The organism is Bacillus sp. MUM 13 (genome assembly GCF_001866725.1).
In the GTDB taxonomy this organism is placed as follows: domain Bacteria; phylum Bacillota; class Bacilli; order Bacillales; family DSM-1321; genus Peribacillus.
This window is the reverse complement of the sequence record NZ_MLYQ01000025.1, coordinates 1-19,210: the sequence shown is the minus strand read 5'-3', so window position 1 is coordinate 19,210 and position 19,210 is coordinate 1. Positions and strand designations below refer to the sequence as shown.

16 protein-coding genes are annotated in these 19,210 nt (G+C 41.6%); 3 read left to right on the top strand and 13 right to left on the bottom strand.

What is annotated here, in order from left to right:
- From BIV59_RS07610 to BIV59_RS07600, 3 genes are read right to left on the bottom strand one after another with little or no spacing between them, the layout of a single operon-like run.
- Window positions 1-495: a helical membrane plugin domain-containing protein gene (locus BIV59_RS07610; RefSeq protein ID WP_071350871.1), complete on the bottom strand. Its 495-nt coding sequence runs from the start codon at window positions 493-495 to the stop codon at window positions 1-3.
- On the bottom strand, window positions 470-3,451 hold the full coding sequence (gene fdhF, locus BIV59_RS07605; RefSeq protein ID WP_071350870.1) for a formate dehydrogenase subunit alpha: 2,982 nt from the start codon (window positions 3,449-3,451) through the stop codon (window positions 470-472). Before fdhF ends, BIV59_RS07610 begins: the two co-directional genes overlap by 26 nt.
- 21 nt (window positions 3,452-3,472) lie before the next feature.
- A complete protein-coding gene (locus BIV59_RS07600; protein ID WP_071350869.1) occupies window positions 3,473-4,255 on the bottom strand; it encodes a formate/nitrite transporter family protein in 783 nt (260 codons plus the stop codon).
- 108 nt (window positions 4,256-4,363) lie between these two features.
- Between BIV59_RS07600 and BIV59_RS07595 the strand changes: the two genes are divergently transcribed.
- Entirely contained in the window at window positions 4,364-4,585 is a 222-nt protein-coding gene (locus BIV59_RS07595) for a hypothetical protein (RefSeq protein ID WP_071350868.1), read from the top strand.
- Window positions 4,586-4,635: 50 nt separating this feature from the next.
- Here BIV59_RS07595 and BIV59_RS07590 read toward each other — a convergent pair whose 3' ends face one another.
- The 9 genes from BIV59_RS07590 to BIV59_RS07550 all read right to left on the bottom strand — a co-directional run bounded on the left by BIV59_RS07590 (window position 4,636) and on the right by BIV59_RS07550 (window position 15,922).
- The gene (locus BIV59_RS07590; RefSeq protein WP_071350867.1) at window positions 4,636-5,670 is read right to left on the bottom strand and encodes an LLM class flavin-dependent oxidoreductase; all 1,035 of its coding nucleotides are present in this window, start codon (window positions 5,668-5,670) and stop codon (window positions 4,636-4,638) included.
- A 126-nt stretch (window positions 5,671-5,796) separates the two neighbouring features.
- Window positions 5,797-6,789: an LLM class flavin-dependent oxidoreductase gene (locus BIV59_RS07585; RefSeq protein WP_071350866.1), complete on the bottom strand. Its 993-nt coding sequence runs from the start codon at window positions 6,787-6,789 to the stop codon at window positions 5,797-5,799.
- A gap of 299 nt (window positions 6,790-7,088) precedes the next feature.
- A complete protein-coding gene (gene pepF / locus BIV59_RS07580; protein WP_071350865.1) occupies window positions 7,089-8,879 on the bottom strand; it encodes an oligoendopeptidase F in 1,791 nt (596 codons plus the stop codon).
- Window positions 8,880-9,158: 279 nt separating this feature from the next.
- On the bottom strand, window positions 9,159-10,073 hold the full coding sequence (cysK, locus tag BIV59_RS07575) for a cysteine synthase A (RefSeq protein WP_071350864.1): 915 nt from the start codon (window positions 10,071-10,073) through the stop codon (window positions 9,159-9,161).
- A gap of 81 nt (window positions 10,074-10,154) precedes the next feature.
- Entirely contained in the window at window positions 10,155-12,410 is a 2,256-nt protein-coding gene (locus BIV59_RS07570; RefSeq protein ID WP_071350863.1) for a DEAD/DEAH box helicase, read from the bottom strand.
- A 373-nt stretch (window positions 12,411-12,783) separates the two neighbouring features.
- Window positions 12,784-13,431: a pyroglutamyl-peptidase I gene (gene pcp / locus BIV59_RS07565; RefSeq protein WP_071350862.1), complete on the bottom strand. Its 648-nt coding sequence runs from the start codon at window positions 13,429-13,431 to the stop codon at window positions 12,784-12,786.
- A gap of 14 nt (window positions 13,432-13,445) precedes the next feature.
- The gene (locus BIV59_RS07560) at window positions 13,446-14,408 is read right to left on the bottom strand and encodes a DUF979 domain-containing protein (RefSeq protein WP_071350861.1); all 963 of its coding nucleotides are present in this window, start codon (window positions 14,406-14,408) and stop codon (window positions 13,446-13,448) included.
- 14 nt (window positions 14,409-14,422) lie between these two features.
- Window positions 14,423-15,121, bottom strand: coding sequence for a DUF969 domain-containing protein (locus BIV59_RS07555; RefSeq protein ID WP_071350860.1), 699 nt, complete (start codon window positions 15,119-15,121; stop codon window positions 14,423-14,425).
- Window positions 15,122-15,160: 39 nt separating this feature from the next.
- Entirely contained in the window at window positions 15,161-15,922 is a 762-nt protein-coding gene (locus BIV59_RS07550) for a 5-oxoprolinase subunit PxpA (protein WP_071350859.1), read from the bottom strand.
- A 295-nt stretch (window positions 15,923-16,217) separates the two neighbouring features.
- Here BIV59_RS07550 and pxpB point away from each other — a divergent pair, with 295 nt between their 5' ends.
- Together pxpB and BIV59_RS07540 are read left to right on the top strand one after the other, a co-directional pair.
- A complete protein-coding gene (pxpB, locus tag BIV59_RS07545) occupies window positions 16,218-16,955 on the top strand; it encodes a 5-oxoprolinase subunit PxpB (protein ID WP_071350858.1) in 738 nt (245 codons plus the stop codon).
- Window positions 16,952-17,956, top strand: coding sequence for a 5-oxoprolinase subunit C family protein (locus tag BIV59_RS07540; protein ID WP_071350857.1), 1,005 nt, complete (start codon window positions 16,952-16,954; stop codon window positions 17,954-17,956). Before pxpB ends, BIV59_RS07540 begins: the two co-directional genes overlap by 4 nt.
- Window positions 17,957-18,072: 116 nt before the next feature.
- Here BIV59_RS07540 and BIV59_RS07535 read toward each other — a convergent pair whose 3' ends face one another.
- Window positions 18,073-18,840, bottom strand: a complete 768-nt coding sequence (locus BIV59_RS07535; protein WP_071350856.1) for an IclR family transcriptional regulator — start codon at window positions 18,838-18,840, stop codon at window positions 18,073-18,075.
- Window positions 18,841-19,210 lie beyond the last annotated feature (370 nt).

Below are 19,210 nucleotides of genomic sequence, written 5' to 3'. Positions count from 1 at the left end.
TCAATGCTTTTTATTATTTTCAAGAAAGACTTCTCCCATGCCCTCCATGAAATCTACCATTGTGGTCATAGCCGCACGTATTTCAGGACTGCGGAGTCTTTTGCGCATTTTCCATAAAGATTGTTTTTCTCCCTGATGTCCCGTTTCGGAAAGGCGTTTTATACCATGGCTGACGCCTTGAAGCATTGTTTCAAGTTCGTTTGGATTCATTGTTGATAAAAAACCAAATAATCCCATGGCGCTTTTAATAATATTATGGACAGCAGGCTGGTTGATTTGTCCAATGGCGATTGCAGCAACCTCTGTCCGCTGTTCGAGGAGAGAGTTAGCTGCTTCTAAAATCGTAAGGTCATTAAGGCCTTTCAAAACCCCTATTGCAGCCAGAACAGCTTCACGGTTTTCTGCCAGCTCTTTCACAATATCTGCTACTGCCTGATTTTGTTCTTCAGCATAATTTGGAATGGTTTTATTAATTTGCCTGATTGCTTTCGCCATATTCATCCCCCTTTATCTCAAAAAGTTCAGTTATTGGTTTAAAATCTTCTCTTTTCCACTTATCTTCAACACGTACACTGATTTGGGGAACTCTGTTTCCAAATCGATGGTTATGGCGGGGAAGCGGCGGCTCCCCTTCTTTTTCGATTACAGTCATCTTGACGCCCGCTTCTTTGTAGGCAGGAGTGTGGGTAATTGTATCATGGTAGCTGCTTGTCAATCGGTTCACAGCCTCATTATCTTCAAATGAATTCATGGTTAGATAAAGTTCATTGCCCTGGACTCTTTCCGTTACCATGACCCGAACTTCAACATGGCCATATGGGGAAGTCAGCCCTACAAGTGAACCGTCTTCCAGATTTCTTTCAGCAGCTAATTCAGGCGAAACTTCTACCCAAGGATGAGGCACTTTATGTGTAAGCCCTTCTGATTTATATGTCATGTTTCCTTCATGGAAATGCTCAAGCAGCCTTCCATTATTCAAATGAAGGTCATATTCTTCCCCGGAAACGAAAGGAGGCGTCCACTCAACACTGACCAGCTTCGCCTTTCCATCAGGGAAAGGGAATTTATCTTTATAAAGCAGAGGTGTATCAGTCCCATCATTAGCAACAGGCCAAACAAGGCTTTTGAAGCCCTCCAGTCTATCGTAGCTGACTCCTGCAAATAATGGTGCAAGTCTTGCGGCTTCATCCATGATGTCGCTTGGATGCTGATAATTCCAATCTGCCCCCATCCTGTTAGCTAAATCCTGGAATATTTCCCAGTCGGGTCTTGAATTTCCTAGCGGCTCGAACACCTGATAAAAACGCTGGATTCTGCGTTCTGTATTCACGAATGTTCCATCTTTTTCTAGTGATGGAGATGCAGGCAGCACCACATCGGCAAATTGAGCAGTTTTACTGAAAAATACATCCTGGACAACAAAAAATTCTAATTTTTCAAATCCATCAATGACATGATTGGAATTGGAGTCAACAATTGCCATATCTTCGCCAAATAAATATAAAGCTTTTAGCTTGTCATTATGAATGGCTTCTACCATTTGATGGTTATTCAACCCAGGAACTTCAGGTATGGCAGTACCCCATGCTTTCTCGTACCTCTCTCTTGCCTTTGGATCTTCAATAGCTTCATATCCAGGGAACCATGCTGGCATTGTGCCAAAATCACATGCTCCTTGAACGTTATTATGTCCCCTTAAAGGATAAGCCCCCGTTCCAGGCTTGCCGTAATTGCCGGTAATCAGCAGAAGATTGGAAATGGCTGTGCTGGTATCTGTTGCTCCCTTATGCTGAGTTACCCCCATTGCCCAGAGAACACATGCTGACTTTGCATCATGAATCATTTCTGCAATTTTTATTAAATCACTTTTTGAAATGCCTGTTTTCTCAGCTGCATAATCAAGGGTGTACAGTCCCAAACTTTCCTTGAATTCTTCATAACCGGAAACACGCATTGAAATAAAACTTTCGTCATGCCAATTTTGATCAATGATATATTTAGTTACAGCATTTAGCCAAATAAGATCAGTGCTTGGCGCAGGATGGACGAGGAAATCTGCCCGCTCCGCAAGTTCATGCTTTCTTATATCAGCCACAAGGAGCTTTTGGCCGTGAAGCTTATGCGACCGTTTGACACGGGTAGCCAGAACCGGATGTGACTCAGCTGGATTAGCGCCAATGACAATAACCAGCTCAGAGGCTTCAATATCTTTTATGGTTCCTGAATCTCCTCCCATTCCGACTGTTCTCAGCAGTCCAGCGGTTGCAGGAGACTGGCAATAACGGGAGCAATTATCCACATTATTTGTTCCCATGATGGCACGGGCGAATTTTTGAAACAGATAGTTTTCTTCATTAGAGCATTTAGAAGAAGCAATATAGCCTATTGAGTGGGGACCATATTTTCCCTTAATCCCGCCTAATTTTTCTGCAATTAAATCAAGTGCTTCATCCCATGTGGACTCCACAAATTCTTCTCCGCGGCGGATTAATGGCTTTGTCAGCCGTTCCTCACTGTTTACAAAGTCCCAGCCCCATTTGCCTTTTACGCAAGTAGATATGCCATTGACAGGTGCCTCTGTCTGCGGCTCGATTTTTAGAATTTGCCTGTCCTTTGTCCATACTTCAAAACTGCAGCCAACCCCGCAATATGTACAAACTGTCTTAGTTCGCTTGATACGAGATTGACGCATGGTTGCTTCCACCTCGGAAACGGCAAAAATTTCTCTGTATCCAGGCTCTACTTCCTTCGTCATATCAATCATAGGCCCAAGTACCTTAGGCGGGATTCCTGTTAGGTAGCCTGCCTCTCCAAGCATCGATTTTTCCATTAAAGCATTGCATGGACAGACAGTGACACAGTGTCCGCAAGATACACATGATGACTGATCAATTGGTACATCATTATCCCAAATTACTCTCGGATTTTCCCTGCTCCAGTCAATAGTGAGAGTTTCATTAACCTGCAAATCCTGACAGGCTTCCACACAACGGCCGCATAAGATGCACTGATCAGGTTCATAACGGTAAAAAGGATGTGTCATATCTGGTGAATATGGCTTAGCTTCAAAAGGATATGCCTGATGTGCCAGATCCATCAGTTCTACCGTATTATGAATTGTGCAATTTCCGTTATTATTGTCGCAAACCGTACAATAAAGCTCATGATTTTTTAGTATCCTTGAAATTCCTTCATATTGTGCAGCCTGGACAAGCTGGGAAGAAGTATCAATAATCATGCCGGGTTCTGTTTTTGTCGCACATGCCCTTACCAGCTGGTCACCTGCATGAACAAAGCAGGTATCACATGTCTGGATACTTCCTAAATTAGGGTGGAAACAAATGCTTGGAATGAAAACGTCTTGCGCTTTAGCAGCGTCCAATATAGTTTCGCCAGGATTTGATAAACATTCTTTTCCGTTAATCTGTATTGTAAAGTTTTCTTCGTTCATTTCCATGCCTCCTAAAAATGATCAGCCTCTATTTTCTGGTTCTCTTATATAAGAGAGCCAGTAGATGCCTGCTACAAAAAGTGCGCCTCCGATAGCATTGCCGATATAAACAGGAATGAAATTCATCCAATAGTCCATCCATGTAAAATGGCCGCTGAAAATGGCTGCCGGAATGACAAACATATTGGCGACAATATGCTGAAATCCGATTGCGACAAACCCCATGACCGGAAACCATATCCCAAGAATTTTACCAGTGAAATCATCACTTCCGTATGCCAGCCATACTCCAAGTCCAACAAGCCAGTTACAGCCAACTGCAGAGAATAAGGCTGCAATGAATCCTTCTTCAAGCTTAGCTCCTGCAATCGCCGCTGTCTTATCCAAAAAAGGACCAGTTTCTGTTAGGCCGACAACATGCCCAAAGATGTAGGCTACAAATAGGGCTCCAATTAAATTTGAAACGGTAATATAAAACCAGTTGGAAGCGAGATTTGATAGTGTTATCTTTTTTGAAAAAAATGCCATTGTTACTGCCATCATATTTCCTGTCAGCAGTTCGCCTCCTCCCAGCACGATTAAAATCAGTCCAAGCGGAAAAACTGCCGCACCAAGGAATGTGCCAAATGAGCCCCATGCTTCTGGTAAATTTGCACTTACCCTAATGTCCAGCAGGAATCCGATTGAAATGAAAGCCCCTCCCAAAAAACCGAGCAGCAGTTTGCTTGTCAGCGGCAGTGATACCTTTTTGATTCCGTGCTCTACTGCTTTTTGTGCAATTTGCTGAGGATTGTAAAATGCCATTATGCCTGCCTCCTTTTGAATCTGTAATATTATGAACGAAAATGGGGGAAAATATAATGAATAAATGGATAATTTTAATTGTGATAGTCATGAAAGGAGAATTTTTGAATGGAAAAAGAAATTTTATATAGCCGTATACACACAATGATTATGTCATCAGCAAAAAATCCGAAATATATGTCTATTTCATCTGCAAAGCTTGCGCAGCTTTGGGATATGAGTATGGAAGATATTGAAGAAGGGCTGCAGGAACTGCTGCAAGAAGGGAAAATAATAAAAAAGACCCTTGCCGAACCGCCAAAATATGAATATTACTTGCTCCCTCAATAATGTAAGGAAACATAAAAAAACCTCCCGATTACCATGGGAGGTTTTTGTAATTAGTTTTGCCCCTTGTTTTTAAGAGCTGATAAAATTTCAAAAGAGTGCAACCTTGCTGCATGATCAAATATTCCTGAAGTAACGATGATTTCGTCTGCCTGGGTTTCATTAAGGAATTCCTGAAGTTTTTCTTCTACTTCATCCGGGCCGCCAATGATGGATGTTTTAAGCTGCTGCAAGACGGCAGCTTTTTCATATTCTGTCCAGATTCCTTCCATCGTTTCCACTGGAGGAGCAAGCGGGCCAGGAATATTGCGGATCAAATTCAAGAATTGCTGCTGGTGGGAAGTAGCCAATTTCTTGGCTTCTGCCGCTGTGTCTGCAGCAAATACATTTACTCCAACCATGGCATACGGTTTATCCAGTACCTTGGATGGCTTAAAATTGTTGCGATAAAGGTTCAAGGCAGGAACTGTATTCTCAGGTGAAAAGTGGCTGGCAAATGCGAAGGGCAAGCCAAGCTGGGCAGCTAATTGAGCACTAAAACCGCTTGATCCAAGAAGCCAGATCGGGATATTCAACCCTTCTCCAGGAATGGCCCTTACTGCCTTGCTGCTTGAATCTGCATCCAGATAACTCCGGAGCTGTTCCAGATCTTCCGGGAACTCTTGTCCATTTCTCCTGACATCACGGCGCAGAGCCATTGCTGTTAACTGGTCGCTTCCGGGTGCTCTTCCCAGGCCAAGGTCTATCCTGCCCGGGTACATGGACTCTAATGTGCCGAACTGTTCTGCAATGACGAGCGGAGAATGATTCGGCAGCATGATTCCCCCTGATCCAACTCGTATTTTAGAGGTGCCGCCGGCAATATATCCAATGACGACTGATGTAGCTGAACTGGCTATCCCAGGCATATTATGATGCTCGGCCAGCCAATAACGGTTAAATCCCCATTTTTCGGCATGCTGAGCCAGGTCGAGGGAATTCCGGAATGACTCTTCAGCAGAACCGCCCAGAAGAATAGGAGCTAAATCTAAAACGGATAAAGGTATATCCTGTATTTGCTTTTTGCCTGTTGAATTTTGTGTAGACATACGTTCATCTTCTTTCATTTTGGTTTTACTAATGATTCAATAGTGCCATCTTATTAAAAAATAAAACGAATTGCACGTGATACGGCTTGAGCTGAGGTTTTCCGCAATACAGGGATTTTGATCGATTTATAAAATCTCGCGGGCAATTAATTCGTAGGAATTAATCCTGTCACGGATATCATGTGCAATAGTAAGGATCATGAGTTCATCTGTTTTATACTTCTGCTGCAATGCAATCAGCTGATCCTTTACTTCAGCGGGATTTCCTATGATGAAGTTAGAATTCAATTGCCCGCTGCTGTTTTTGGAGCCATGCTTGCTAAAGTATTGTTTTGCCTGTTCTTTTGAAGGAACCTTCCCTCCTGTACCGATAGAGGCATTTATATTCCACAGCAGGCTGCTATCTGCTATTTCTCTTGCTTTTTCCGTTGTTTCTGCACAAACTGCATTTATCGTCAGCAAAGACATAGGAGCCTTTAAACTTTTTGAAGCTGTAAAATTATCATTATAGATTGATAAAATTTCTGCTGCTTCCTTGTCAGACATGAACTGGCCAAATGCATAAGCCATTCCTCTTTCGGCAGCAAGCTTAGCGCTTTTGGCGCTTGTACCGAGGACCCATGGTACAGGGCTGGTTTGCGGAACAGGTACAGCTCTTATTTTTGAAAAAATATTATGTTCGGGAAAATCAGCATGAAGAAAATGCTGGAGCTCTTCCGCCAGCTCTGGCATTTTATAAACCTGCTGAAGGAATTCATCAGATAGAGCTGTTGTTGCTTCTGCAGATCCTCCAGGAGCACGCCCGATGCCTAAGTCTATCCTGCCAGGGAAAAGTGAAGCCAGCATATTGAACTGCTCCGCTACTTTATACGGCTTATAATGAGGAAGGAGCAAAGCGCCAGAACCGATTCGGATTTTATGTGTAAGTGCACCTATATAACTCAGCAGTATTTCCGGGGCAGAACAAGCAAGTCCGGGCATATCGTGATGTTCAGTCACCCAAAAACGGCTGTATCCGTACTTTTCTCCTGCTTGTGCCAGTTCAAGAGAGTCTTTGAGGGCATCTGCAGCAGTTTTTCCTTCTGGAATAGGAGATTGATCTAATATACTTAATTTCATGGAATACTCCTTCCTGTGCTAATCATTCATCTTGTTACAAGTATCCTTATGTTGTCATATCTTTAGCTAGTTTAACGCAAAAATAATGATATTACCCTATATAAAGCTTGGGATAGCAAGAGTCTGTAAAAAAAGGTTTTATAGTCAGCATGTGTTTAATCCCTATTTTTTCCGCCACCTTGTTAAATAGCGGCACAAAAACAGCCTATTAACCGGACTTCATTTTAACATGTAAAAGCCGCACTTTTTCCAAAAAAGGATAAGTGCGGCTCTTTCTGTTTATTGTTCTGCATTAAAATTTATTTTAGAGCTGCGAACTCTTCAACTAAATCACTGAAAATGGTAAGAGCATGTTTAATGGTATCGGGTTCTGTAAGATCTACCCCGGCAGATCTAAGAAGATCCAGAGGATATTCAGAGCTTCCGCTTTTTAAGAAGTTCAGATAGCTGTCAAGCGCTCCCTGTTCTCCTGATAAAATATTGTCCGCGATAGTGATGGCTGATGCATAGCCGGTGGCATATTTGTATACATAAAACGGGCGGTAAAAATGCGGTATGCGTGACCAGCCATATTTTACTTCGTCATCCAGAATGATTTCTTCTCCATTGTACTGTCTATAGATGCTCTCGTATGTTTCATTAAATACATCTACATTTAATGGTTCATCCTTCTCTGCTTTTTCATGTACCAATTTTTCAAATTCAGCAAACATGACCTGAGTGAAGAATGTCCCTTTAAAACCGTCAATAAAATGGTTCAGCAAATGCTTTTTCATTTCAGCATCTTCTGTGGTTTTTAACAGATAGCGAATAAGCAGGATTTCATTCACAGTGGAAGCGACTTCTGCCACAAAGATGGAATATCCGGCTGTGATTTGCGGCTGATGCTTTGAACTGAAATATGAATGCATGGCGTGGCCGGATTCATGAGCAAGCGTGAATAAGCTGTCAAGATCATCCTGGTAATTCAGCAGAATGAACGGATGAACGCCATAAAGGCCAAGATTATAGGCACCGGAGCGCTTGCCTGGAGTTTCTCTTACATCAATATATCGTTTTTCCTTAAACTGTGATAATACAGATTGATACTCTGCACCTAATGGCTTCAGACTGGCAAGCATAGTATTATAAGCCTCTTCATAAGGAATTTCCTGTTTTACTCCTTTCACAAGCGGTACGCTTAAATCATATTGACGCAATTCCTCGAGTCCAAGACGCTCTTTTCTTACACTCATATATTTGTGCAGGGGCTTTATATGTTTTTTGGTGGCCGAAATGAGATTAGTGTACACTTCATTTGGCACTTTATCTCCAAATAAGGACTTTTCAAGCGCAGATGGATAATTTCTTAATTTGGATAAAAGGACATTATTCTTAACGGCAGCTGAAAGAGTAGAAGCGATTGTATTCTGCAGCCCTAAATAAGGCTCATAGTATGCCTTATATGCTTCTTTGCGCTTCTCCCTGTTTTCATCTTCAATGAGCTTGCTATACATCCCGCGGGTAAGCTCAACTTTATCGCCTTTTTCATCTGTTACCATCCCGAATTTGATGTCAGCATTATTAATCATACCGAACGTTTTTTGGGGAGATGACAGGGCTTCACCGAGCTGGGATAGCACCTGTTCCTGTTCTTTAGAAAGGACATGTGCTTTATAACGGAATGAGTCCAGTAAATCATCCTCAAAATATTTCAGTCCTTCTTCTTCCTCAATATATCCTTTTAGTGATGCTTCACTTAGTGAAAGCAGAAATGGCATGAAAAAAGAAGAAGCACTGCTTAACTTTTGTCCCAGCTGGCTTGCTTTATCCAGTAATGCCTGAGAGCTTGTCTTCCTTGTATCAAGATCCACATGAAGCATCGCATAAACATATACTTTATTGTATAAATACCCTGTATCTTCGCTGAGCTTCAAATATTCCAGTAAACTGCCGGCGTCAACTATCTTACCGTCAAAGGATTTTATCTTTTCAGCAGATTCAAGTATTTTGCTGAAGTCCTTTTCCCAAAGGTCCAGACTGCTGTATATGTCGTCCAGGTTCCAGGTCTCCTGAACCGGCACTTCTTCACGGTTTTTATAAGTCTCCATAATTATCCCGCCTTTTAATATGTATTTAGCTGATTTGCAATGTGCCAATCCAGCTGATGTTTGATTAACTGCAGAATTCAAAAAAAACAGGTCATCAATAGTATAATGAATCAGACAAATAAATATGTTTGTGAAAAAGAGGACATTTCATGGCGGTTCTCTGCAAACAGAAGAAACTGGAGCCAGCGGGGTTTTTGCTGCTGAAATTCCCGCTGGCTCCAAGGTAATATGCTCCAATTAATAAAACGCAGAAATCAGCCAAGTCCTTTAATAGAGTTCTTAAAATAAATTCATGCTTAAGTAGCGTTCACCTGTGTCAGGTGCAATGCATAATACCTTTTTGCCGGCTCCGAGGCGCACTGCAACCTGTATGGCTGCATAAACAGCTGCCCCTGCTGAAGGACCTAGGAATAATCCTTCCTTGCTTGCAAGCTTTTTGAACATGTCTATTGCCTCTTCATCGGATATTTGCATGATTTCATCATATACTGCTGTATTTAAAATAGCGGGAATAAAACCGGGGCTTGTTCCGACAAGTTTGTGGGGACCGGGCTTGCCGCCTGAAAGTACCGGGGATCCTTTAGGTTCTGCAACAGTAATATGAATTCCAGGAAGCTTCTTTTTAAGTGTTTCCCCAATTCCTGTAATGGTACCGCCAGTTCCCGCTGTAGCAACGAAAGCATCTAGCTCGCCGTCCATCTGCTCCAAAATTTCAATGGCGGTTGTGCTTCTATGGATATCAGCATTTGCAGGATTTTCAAACTGCTGAGGAATAAAGCTGTCAGGAATTTCATTTTTTAATTGAAGAGCTTTTTCTACCGCCCCTCCCATTTTTTTCTCGCTGGGCGTCAGGACTACTTCGGCACCATATGCTTTAAGAATGCTGATCCTTTCCTTTGTCATATTGTCCGGCATGACCAATATGGCATGGTACCCTTTGGCAGCTGCAATCATGGCAAGCCCGATACCCGTATTTCCGCTGGTAGGCTCAATAATTGTGTCTCCTTCTTTCAGTAAACCTTGTTTTTCAGCTTGTTCAATCATATTGTAAGCTGCCCGGTCTTTAACACTCTTAGAAGGATTGAACATTTCCAGTTTTACATAAACATCTGCAGCTCCTTCAGGTACTAGCCTGTTAAGTCTGATCACAGGTGTTTCTCCAATTAAATCGGTAATATTCTGTACTACTTTCATTATGATGGCCTCCAAAAATTATGTGATTTATATTATTTAATTCTTCTTCATTATAAAATATCAGATTAATGTTACAAGTTATTAGCTTTCTTCTGCAATTCCTGGCATTTGAGAAATAAAGTTGCTGCAGAACACAGAAGAATCAAGTCTTGCTGTGACAAAAGGCGGCTCCCGGTATAAAGATTGATCAAGAGGCAAACCCAGCCAAAAATACGTCTCATCTATAATAATGAATGGATATGCCACGTTTTGCGACACCGCCTTATGCTTCCCGAATCCGGACCATTCTGTCCCGGAAAGCACAGTAATCCTTACTTCCTCGGATTTTAATTTTAAAAGATTTTTCCATTGAGATGATAAAATGGTGCCTTCCGGAAGAGAAACAATAATTGATTTTTCCGCGGCATTTATATCAGAAAAAATCTTATCGGTCTTTTTAGCATGCATCCACTTGAGCTTCGGATGCTGATTTTTAATCCATTTTCCGATTGTATCAATTTCAGCCGTCTTATGGTATTTTTCTTGATGATCAACGAGCTGTCTCAGTGTTTTGCCATGGTGAATGTGTTTTTTTATGAACGAACGGTCACTTACCTGAATGAATTTACCCTTGGTTCTCGTAACTGCGACATTTATCAGTCTTTCACTTTCTTTTCCGGTTAAAAGCATTCCTGCACGAGACTCCGGATAGCTGTCCACTGTATCAAAAATCAGGATATCCCTTTCGCTTCCCTGCAGTTTATGGACGGTTGCAGCAATAATATCAGCTGAATTCATTTCTTCACTGTATAAATCAGCCAGGAGATTCTGCATGAAAACAGCCTGTGCCCGGTATGGTGCCACATAACCTATAGAACGCGAGCCGCCTTCATATGCTTCGTGAATCAGCTGAAACGAAAGCAATAGATGCATCGGATTAAACCTAGACTTAGACATTCTTTCCTGCGTGCAATGTGCCCCTGTAAAACTCGTATCCAAAAGGACAGCAGCCCTATTATTGAACGGGGCACGGGAAACGATCCCAGTTCTGGAGTTCAGCACACTTTCGTGATCTTCAACAAGTGAATGATAAATATAGCGGTTAGTAAATGACGAAATGTCCGGATGCATTCTTCTTTGCTGTTTTAATAAAAATAAATGGGGGTGAAGGTGATCTTTCGAAACCGAATCAGCTACCCCTGATTTATGAAAAATATCTTCCTTCAGCCACTGATTTACGAGAGGATTTCTTGCGGCGGCAATCGGCGGCAATTGTTTGAAATCACCGCTGATAATCACATTGCTGCCTAGAGCTGATGCAAATGCAGCCTGAGGTATATAGGCCATGCTGGCTTCATCCACAATGACTAAATCAAACTCTCTTTCATTGATGGCAGGATCTCCTGCAGCTTTGGCAAGAGTCGTTCCAATCAAGCAGGCCTCTTTTGCCAGATGAATCTCTTTTTGCCGTATTTTTTCCAGTACTCTGGCTATCTTCTTTTCTATCTCAATGAGGGCTGAAGAATCCCTTTTGCTGAATGAAGAACTGAGATCTTGTTTCAGTCCCTTTTTTTCACCGGTTAACCTGTTCTTGTCATCGAGAAGACCTGGATATTCTTTTTTGATAAGTGCAGAAGGGAGAATATCTTCGTGACTGTTCAATTCGTCTCCGGCCTGTGATCCGTAGCGAAGCACCTCCCCTTCATTAAATCTTTTTTTCAGCTTAATGAATCCTGATATTTCCTTCATAAGTACATCAACAGCCTGATTGCTGTGCGATAATATTAGTACATTTTTGCCTTTAAAATAGGCATTGGCTGCAGTACGGGCTAATGTATAGGTTTTGCCGGTGCCAGGCGGGCCCCAGACATATGTTACTGGATTGTATTTGCTTCTGAGATATAGTTCTTCTACACTGCTTTTTGTTTTGCCCTCAGGATGTTTCGCAGGCATTGATGGATTCATGAGTCTTTTTATGCGCAGCCGTTTTGTTTTGTTTTTTTTGCTTTCCTGCAGTCTTTCGATAAGCTGCTCAAGAAGCTCCCAGGGATCATGGAGCAAATTTGCTTCTCCTATTAATTCTCCCAAATTCTTTTCAAATGTAAGGATTATACTCTTGCCTTCAGATGAGAGTATGCGGCCCTCTGATTTTTCCTTTCCCCTTTCAAGCTTTACGATAGTGCCTACAGGGATCTTAAGTGACACATTACTGTCAAAATAATAGGTAAATCCAGATTCCGCCGACAAAAGCCGGCCGCTGAATACCCGGTATTTAGTGCTTCCAAATTTTTTCAGATGGCTGATTTCATAGTCAAGTGCTTGCTGCCATTCTTTGATATATTCTACAGTTGTATTCATTTTAATCTTCCTTTTAATGAAAAAAAACCCATCAAATATGATTGAGTTTGTTTATTGAATAACCTTTACTATAGCACTTTCAGGTTACTTTATCCATTGGCCGCCTATTATCATAATTACTTCCTATGTCAATGCCTGGTGTTAGTCCCTTCAGGCGCAAAAATGGAGGCTAACAGGCCTCCTGCAGAAAGCGACCATCCTGTAGCGGAAAGACCGGCTTATTCCATAACAGCAAAGTTTACGGAAACAGCCATTTAAAAAAAGGCGGAAAGCTGCATATTCAGGAAGCTTTCCACCCTTATTTCTACCCTTTTCTGCCATTTCTCTTGTACGAAAAGTAATTGGTCTAACATGATACATAAATTAGACTTTTTTAGCTGATTTGGCCCCCTTCCGCTACAATATCTTCCTGATATTGAATGGACGATTCAATGGCAATCTTTAATCCCTTAACAATGGTTTCTACTGACATGCTTGGCTGCTGTCCCTTGCCGATTGCCTGTTCAGGAAGAAATGGGATATGAATGAACCCGCCCCGGACGTTTTTAGGAAGGGATTGAAGCTCATGCATCAGCCCATAAAATAAGTGATTGCAGACGAAGGTTCCTGCACTTTGCGAAACAGAAGCCGGAATTCCTTGGGCATTCATTTCTTTGACAATTGCCTTGATTGGAAGTGTCGAAAAGTATCCGACAGGACCGCCTTTTATGACTTCTTCATCTATTGGCTGATTTTGTTCGTTATCTGGGATGCGGGCATCGTCGACATTAATCGCAACACGTTCAATAGAAAGGTCATGGCGTCCCCCTGCCTGTCCAACACATATGACAATTTCCGGATCGTTTTCTTTTATCGCTTCCTTAAGGTGATCGATGGATTTATGAAACACAGTAGGAATCTCTTTTACCTTAATTTCATGATTGTTTATGGTAATTCCTTTTAACTTTTTGACTGATTCCAGAGCGGGATTAACGCGTTCTCCTCCAAATGGATCGAATCCTGTTACAAGTACTGTTTTCATCTGGGGTTCCTCCTTTAAAAATTATATACAAGCACATACATTAAAAGCATATTAATAATCATTAATGGCAGTGCGATGGGAAGCTGTGCTTTGATGACTGCATTTTTATCCTTTAAATCAAGGAGCATGGCAGGGACAATATTAAAGTTGGCCGCCATTGGCGTCATTAAGGTTCCGCAATAGCCGGCAAACATTCCTAATGCTCCCATGATGGCAGGATTTCCGCCATGCATCTGCACAATAAGCGGAATTCCAATCCCGCCCGTAATGACTGCAAAAGCTGCAAAGGCATTTCCCATCACAATCGTGAAAAGAGTCATGCCGAGGCAATATGCGGCAACAGCAATAAATGAATATTGCGTTGGCAGTACGCTGCCGACAATCTCAGAAACAACCTTGCCCACACCGGCCGAGGAAAATATGCCGCCAAGAGCAGATAGCATTTGAGGGAGAATAATGGCCCAGCCGACTGCCTGCATCAGCCTGCTCCCTTCATGAACAGGCACCGATGCTTTTGCTTTGGTAAGATAAAGTGCCGCAAAGCAAGCGATCACCGTGCTTAACCCAAGAGAAATAAGGGTGACATTCTTTGGATCGGCTAAGTATGCTCCGCCGATATGAATTTTGCCTAATGTCAGTGTCCCGATAACAGTAAACACGGGAATCAATAAAGCGGGAATGAAGACTTTGCCTTTTATCCGGCTGGCGTTCAACATCCGCTCCTCTTTTGGCGGCTCGGTTTCTTTTCCTGCTTTCACCTTTCCTAACGCAGCAATAATTACCATGATTAATACTAAATATCCGACTGCCAAAGAAGGAATAAATTTACCGAAAAGAAAGGTAAATGCAAAGATGCCCCAAAATAGGAAGGAACCTATGCGTGCAGGGTGCGACTTATCCATTATCACCCGGATGGCTACAAAAGCAACAATGATTCCAAGCAAGTAATATATATATTCCAGTGTAATGATACTCATGGGCTGCCATCTCCTTAAGCAATGCGGTTTTTAGATTTTTTTGTTTTTCCATGTATTTCGTTATGAATGTTTTTATCAAGTCTGCTAAATCTCCACCACGATAATAATAGAGCGGAAATGGCTGTAGGTATGCCCCATAAGGCCATGTCCCAGACTCCAACGTGAAGGCCTGCTGAATCATAATAGCCCTTCATAAGCAAAATGGCGCCTGTTGCAATAAAGATATCTTCGCCGAAAAACCAGCCAATATTTTCCGATGCCGCAGCATGGGATTTGATATCATTCTGAATTTTTTCTGATAGTTTTCCATGTTTTGCTGCTGCAGCACCTTCAGCCATGGGAGCTACCAATGGACGGACTGTTTGAGCATGGCCGCCAATATTCAGTCCCAGTGCTGCAGAAATTTCCCTGATAAGAAGATAAGACAGCATTACTCTTCCGGCAGTAGCGGCTTTTGCCCTGATTATCAAAGCTTCTGCCCTTTCTTTCAGCCCGTGCCTTTCAAGAATTCCTATAACTGGCAATGTAAGTATGATAGGAAGGGACATATACCTGTTGTCGATAAAAATTTGTCCGAATTGCGAAAGAATCTCATTAAAAGAAAATCCAGACACCAAGCCAGTGACAATACCTGCAGCCATAACAACAAGCAAGGTGTTGATTCTAAAGCCAAAACCAATGGCAACAATAACAATGCCAATAAGCTTAATCATTATAAAACCCCTCTCTATTTAGTTTTGTTTTTCATATTCTCACCTATGGATTCCTCTAATTCCGATGCCTTCAAGTTCAAGTGCTTTCTTGATCTGTACGGCAAACAAGAGGGCGCTTGGACCATCTCCATGAATGCATATGGTATCTGCCTCTATTGGTATATAACTTCCATCGTGAATTTTGACTTTTTTATTTTTTATCATTGAAAGGACGTTTGAAACGGCGAGATCTTTATCCTCTATCATTGAATTTTCCTGGGTTCTTGGGGTGAGAGACCCATTACGCTGATATGTTCTATCAGCAAATACCTCATTCGCAGTATGTATACCCAATTCTTTTCCTGCTTTGATTAATTCACTTCCAGCCAATCCGTATAGGATAAGATCTGGCTGAATCTTATAGACAGCTTCAGCGATAGCCTGGGCATATTGCGGGTCTCGTGCAGCCATATTGTAAAGTGCTCCATGCGGTTTGACATGGTTAAGCCTGCCGCCTGCCGCCTTAACAAATCCTTGGATCGCTCCTATTTGGTATATCATAAGATCAAATATTTCTTGTGGAGCCATTTTTATTTCCCGCCTGCCGAATCCTGCTAAATCGTTAAACCCAGGATGAGCTCCAATTTTTGCATTCTTTTTCAGTGCAAGGTTTACAGTTTTGCGCATAACCGTTGGATCGCCAGCATGATATCCGCAGGCAATGTTTGCTGAGGAAACAATATCAAGGATTTCTTCATCATTTCCAATATCGTATCTGCCAAAACTTTCTCCCAAATCGCAGTTCAAATCGATTGTTAACAAAATATCCTCCTCCTTATGTAAAATAAGTTCCGAAATGTGGAATTGAAATTCCGAAATTTCTATTTACAGAATACTATATATTTAGAATTTTTACACTTGTAAGTTTTTACTTTACATTTCCTTTGAATTAAATTTGCTTCAATCTGCTTGATTCAGCTGAATATAATGAGCAGCAGAACCGATGATAGCGCTCATTTCACATTAATGATTGTTTTTGTAAATTCAGACTATTATAATATTAGAAGACCAACATTCGGAATATTAGTTCCGAAAATAGGAATTGAGGTGTACTGCTATGAATGAGATTTTAAAGGAAAATATCAATATCATGCCTTTAGGTGATTCAGCTTTGATAATCCAATTAGGCAGCACAATAAATCCGGAGCTCCAGCAAGTGGTCAGTTCTTTAACGGCACATCTCGAAAGCACCCCTTTTCCCGGGTTTATTGAGTGTGTCCCCGCCTTCGCGAGCATAACCGTATATTATAATCCGGTAGCAGTCATAAAAAGCAGGGGATCTTCCCAAAGGGAATCACCATATAAAATCGTGCATTCTTATATTAGCAATATCATTCACGAGAATCGAAATGCAGAAAAATTCACAAGAAGAAGAGTAGACATTCCAGTTGTATATGGCGGAGAGTATGGACCTGATTTAGAGTTTGTTTCCAGTCATCATTCTTTATCAGTACAAGAAGTTGTGAGTATCCACTCATCAAATGATTACCTTGTGTATATGATAGGATTTGCTCCAGGTTTTCCCTATCTGGGCGGGATGTCAGAAGAAATTGCTGTTCCGCGAAAATCTTCCCCGCGATTGCGGATACCGGCTGGTTCTGTCGGCATTGCCGGACAGCAAACAGGGGTTTATCCAATATCAACGCCAGGAGGATGGCAAATCATCGGCCGCACCCCTCTTCCGCTTTTTAATCCTGCTAAATCCCACCCAAGCTATCTTCATGCTGGAGATATTGTCACATTTACTCCTATTGATGAACAGGAGTTTCTGGAGCTTAAGGAGGCATTACATTGAGTATTAAGGTTATTCGCCCAGGTCTTTTAACGACCATTCAGGATCTTGGAAGATACGGATATCAAAAATTTGGCGTAATCGTATCAGGAGCAATGGATATAGTTTCATACAAATTAGCAAATATGCTTGTCGGAAATCAAGAAGACGCTGCTGTCCTTGAAGCGACTTTAATCGGGCCCGAATTAAAAATTGAAAGAGACATGCTATTGGCGATAACTGGAGCTAACCTTAATCCTAAAATCAATGGGGAATCGGTGCCTTTATGGAAGCCATTGTATGTCAAAAAAAACAGCATTCTTACTTTTGGGGCATGTACACTGGGATGCCGCTGTTATATTTCATTTTCCGGCGGTTTGATCGCAGAGGAAGTTCTTGGGAGCAGAAGCACTTACTTGAGGGCGGAATTTGGCGGGTTTCAAGGCAGGGCTTTAATCAAAGATGATATCTTGTTCACCAATGATATCACAAGAAATGGAAAGGCTGTTTTTCAAGATCTTAAGAAAAAAGAAAAGGCAGGATACGCAGCAGCCAGCTGGCATATCCCGCGGTTTTTTTTCCGGAAAAGAAACCAGCATATTCTTCGGCTAATAAAAGGACAGCATTTTAGTATGCTTGATGAGAAAGCCAAAAATGATTTCTTTGAAAAAACTTTTATAATTGATTCTCATTCTGATAGGATGGGATATCGTCTATCTGGCCCGGTGCTCCAAACGGAGGTTTCCGGTGAATTGTTATCCGAAGCAGTAACTCACGGTACGATTCAGGTGCCCCGGGATGGAAAACCTATTATCCTTTTATCTGACCGGCAAACAACAGGAGGCTATCCAAGAATCGCACATATTGCTTCCGCAGATGCGCCGCTTTTAGGCCAGCTCAAACCTGGTGATTCCATCTCCTTTCAGGAAATTACGTTAATGGAGGCGGAACATTTACTAATAGAAAGAGAAAATTGGCTGGGAGAAGTAAAGACAGGCATCCAGCTTAAACTAGAAAGTTACTGACAATTTTATCGCTGCAAGACGGCTTTTTCATTAGCCTTCTTGCAGCAGAAAAAACAGATACTGATAATTAGCAGCGTTTAATATCACTCACATAGCGGGTCATACCATGCTGACTATTATACTCTCTCTCTGTTCCTGTACCCCAGTTTCATTGAGATTTTTGCAGCTTCACTTTTGAGCTTCTCTATAAACAATGAAAGTCGGTCTCCTCCAAAATTTCCTTCAAATCCTGCAAGGCTGATTCCTGCAGCTATTTCCCCTTCGTGATCGAATATCGGGGCAGCAACAGAAACAGTATGGTTTTCAAGCTCAGAATAACTTACTGCATATCCGTCTTTTCTCGCTGTTTCTAAATTATGTTCCAATAACTTTTTATCCGTAATGGTTCCCGAAGCTAACGGCAGCAGCCTGCACTTTTTTATGTAATCCTCTCTTTCATTTTCTTTCAAGTTGGCCAGGATGATGCGGGAACATGCGCCTGCATATAACGGCGACCTTCTCCCTATTGCCGTAAAAAGTCTAACAGGATGCTGGGTATCCAGTTTTTCTACATAAATTGCTTCATCTCCATCCCTTACAATCAGGTTAACAGCTTCTCCTGTTTCATTTAGCAGGCTGCGCATAAATGGAAGTGCTATTTTTCTTATGTCTAACCGTTGGGAAACAATTTGGCCGAATTGCAGGAACATTAGCCCTAACTCATAATAACCTGCCCTGTCTCTGACAAGAAAACCCATCTCGGTAAGGGAACCCAGCATTCTGTGAACCGATGTTTTAGGAATGTTAGAGAGATCTGCAATCTCCTTTAAGGTTAGCTTGGGATGCTGAATAAAAAGGTTAAGAATTTCCATCGATTTAATAACTGTTTTATTTTGATTTTGCATAATTGACTCCTTTTTACTTGTAAAATTCCGAATTCCGGTATTAAGGTAATTATACGATTTACAATCCCTATTACAAGAATATTTAGAAACCTTTTCGGCAATTTTTATATGATGAGAGGTAAATCTTCTTGCTACATATGTTCTTTGCTGCTATCTATGCTGATTGCTGAATTAAAAGAATTTTTATATTTTTCAGATTAAATGTTTATACTTTTTCATGCCGGGTATACATTAGAATGTAAGACATTCTCATAACACCAAAGGAGATGGTTAGATTGATTGTAATCAGCAGCCAATGGAATAACGAGAATGACGCAGCAGTATTCAGTCCCGGTGATCAGTGCTAAATCTTTTAATTAAAGGAATGCAC

Excerpts from the sequence above, each read along its gene's own strand:
- BIV59_RS07610 (WP_071350871.1), bottom strand. The coding sequence starts at position 495 with ATGGCGAAAGCAATCAGGCAAATTAATAAAACCATTCCAAATTATGCT.
- BIV59_RS07535 (WP_071350856.1), bottom strand. The coding sequence starts at position 18,840 with ATGCAAAATCAAAATAAAACAGTTATTAAATCGATGGAAATTCTTAAC.
- pxpB (WP_071350858.1), top strand. The coding sequence starts at position 16,218 with ATGAATGAGATTTTAAAGGAAAATATCAATATCATGCCTTTAGGTGAT.
- BIV59_RS07590 (WP_071350867.1), bottom strand. The coding sequence starts at position 5,670 with ATGTCTACACAAAATTCAACAGGCAAAAAGCAAATACAGGATATACCT.
- cysK (WP_071350864.1), bottom strand. The coding sequence starts at position 10,073 with ATGAAAGTAGTACAGAATATTACCGATTTAATTGGAGAAACACCTGTG.
- pepF (WP_071350865.1), bottom strand. The coding sequence starts at position 8,879 with ATGGAGACTTATAAAAACCGTGAAGAAGTGCCGGTTCAGGAGACCTGG.
- BIV59_RS07600 (WP_071350869.1), bottom strand. The coding sequence starts at position 4,255 with ATGGCATTTTACAATCCTCAGCAAATTGCACAAAAAGCAGTAGAGCAC.
- BIV59_RS07595 (WP_071350868.1), top strand. The coding sequence starts at position 4,364 with ATGGAAAAAGAAATTTTATATAGCCGTATACACACAATGATTATGTCA.
- BIV59_RS07570 (WP_071350863.1), bottom strand. The coding sequence starts at position 12,410 with ATGAATACAACTGTAGAATATATCAAAGAATGGCAGCAAGCACTTGAC.
- BIV59_RS07585 (WP_071350866.1), bottom strand. The coding sequence starts at position 6,789 with ATGAAATTAAGTATATTAGATCAATCTCCTATTCCAGAAGGAAAAACT.
- fdhF (WP_071350870.1), bottom strand. The coding sequence starts at position 3,451 with ATGAACGAAGAAAACTTTACAATACAGATTAACGGAAAAGAATGTTTA.
- BIV59_RS07560 (WP_071350861.1), bottom strand. The coding sequence starts at position 14,408 with ATGAGTATCATTACACTGGAATATATATATTACTTGCTTGGAATCATT.
- pcp (WP_071350862.1), bottom strand. The coding sequence starts at position 13,431 with ATGAAAACAGTACTTGTAACAGGATTCGATCCATTTGGAGGAGAACGC.
- BIV59_RS07555 (WP_071350860.1), bottom strand. The coding sequence starts at position 15,121 with ATGATTAAGCTTATTGGCATTGTTATTGTTGCCATTGGTTTTGGCTTT.